At 47.4% G+C, this 1,533-nt stretch carries 1 protein-coding gene and 1 pseudogene; one reads left to right on the forward strand and one right to left on the reverse strand.

Going from position 1 to position 1,533, the window contains the following annotated elements; all coding sequences use genetic code 11:
* Positions 1-136: 136 nt before the first annotated feature.
* Positions 137-565 carry an ATP-binding protein gene (locus BACCOP_RS02055; protein WP_007565649.1) on the forward strand — a complete coding sequence of 143 codons (429 nt, stop codon included), beginning with the start codon at positions 137-139 and terminating at the stop codon, positions 563-565.
* A gap of 82 nt (positions 566-647) precedes the next feature.
* On the opposite strand, the pseudogene BACCOP_RS02060 reads toward BACCOP_RS02055, so the two are convergent.
* A pseudogene (locus BACCOP_RS02060) lies at positions 648-1,533 on the reverse strand (conjugal transfer protein TraG); the annotation flags it as partial.

Below are 1,533 nucleotides of genomic sequence, written 5' to 3' on the forward strand. Positions count from 1 at the left end.
AACCGCATCCAGCGTCTATAAAGAATGCCGGCTTCCGTCTGAGAGCCTCGATGGAAGAACTTGAAACGGACACGGCAAGGGGCATACAGACTGCTCTGCAGCCGACCTTGCAACCGGAAATTACATCACGGGCGGAATGACGGTCATCATTACCGGACCGGCAGGAACCGGGAAGTCCTACTTTGCCTGTGCCCTGGGTGACAGGGCATGCAGGAACGGCCGGAAGGTACTGTACTTCACGATGAACATGCTCATCGAGAACCTGAAGCTTGCACATCTGGAAGGACGGGAAACAAACTTCTTCCGGAAGCTGAACGCACATGACCTGCTGATTATCGATGACTTTGGGATGGTCAAGCTGGACGGCCAGATACAGCATGACTTTGAACAGATCATAGATGACCGGTACAACCGGAAGGCACTCATCCTGGCCAGCCAGCTTCCCGTTGCAGACTGGTATGATGTGTTCCAAAGCGAGCTCATTGCGGAAGCCTGTCTGGACAGAATCGTGCATAAGGCAATAAAATTTGACCTTAAAGGAGAGAGCCTAAGAAAGAAGTATTAACTTTGCCAACAACACTGAATACTAACTGGGGACTGAACGGATATCACCGGAAATGCTGAACGGGTATCCGCCGGAATATGCAGGCGGTGGCAATCAAATTATCCAACCCCCGAAAATATATAGTTGGTAATTCATCTATTATCACCGAACTTTTAAGCTGACCTTTCTTGTTTATCAGCTTCACGATACGGGAATTATATAATTCCAGTGCTGCCGAGTAGATATTTTGGCGGTCAGGATTGTTGCCGACAACCAGTATTTTAGGCTCTTTCGGGTTGTTGATGTCAAGTGAAAAATCATCGCCCGTCATTACCCAGTAAAGGGCGGGTGAAATCATCCTTGAAAGCGGGATTTTTGCACTGGCAATCTGCCCCTGCAACTGTTCAACTGCCGAACTTTCCCAAGCGTCCACGAACGGGGAAAGGTAATTTTCCAGTTCGGGATAACTGCGCAAAATCGTGAATACATCAGCGTATTTCTTGTTCAACAGTTCTATGGCATGGGGAAACGTGCAATACCTGCCGCCTTGATAGATGCGCAAATACCAAATAATGGCTGCAAGCAGGATAATCGGGCTTTCCACGAAGAAGTCGCCCTGCTTGCTTATCCAGCTTCGATTGAGGTTAAGCATAATCGTGTAGCTGGCTTCATAAGCATCCGCAATGTCCGACATGAAGCTGGCGTTTATAGGGTTACATCGGTGGCTCTTGCGTGGGTCGTCAAAGTTGATAACGTAAAATTTCGGCTTGACCTTGTAGCCGTCCAAGTGGTTAAGCAAATGATTGTAAGCGATTTCCGAAAGGTCAGGAAACTTATAATCATACAGGTAGAGCGCAAAACCTTTCTCGATTTGCTGTTTTATGTAATTATTTACTACTGCGTATGACTTCCCGCTGCCCGGCGTTCCTAACACGATACTCGCTCGAAAAACGTTTACAACGTTAATATAGCCATTGTCCACTCTCTTA

The organism is Phocaeicola coprocola DSM 17136, from assembly GCF_000154845.1.
In the GTDB taxonomy this organism is placed as follows: Bacteria; Bacteroidota; Bacteroidia; order Bacteroidales; family Bacteroidaceae; genus Phocaeicola; species Phocaeicola coprocola.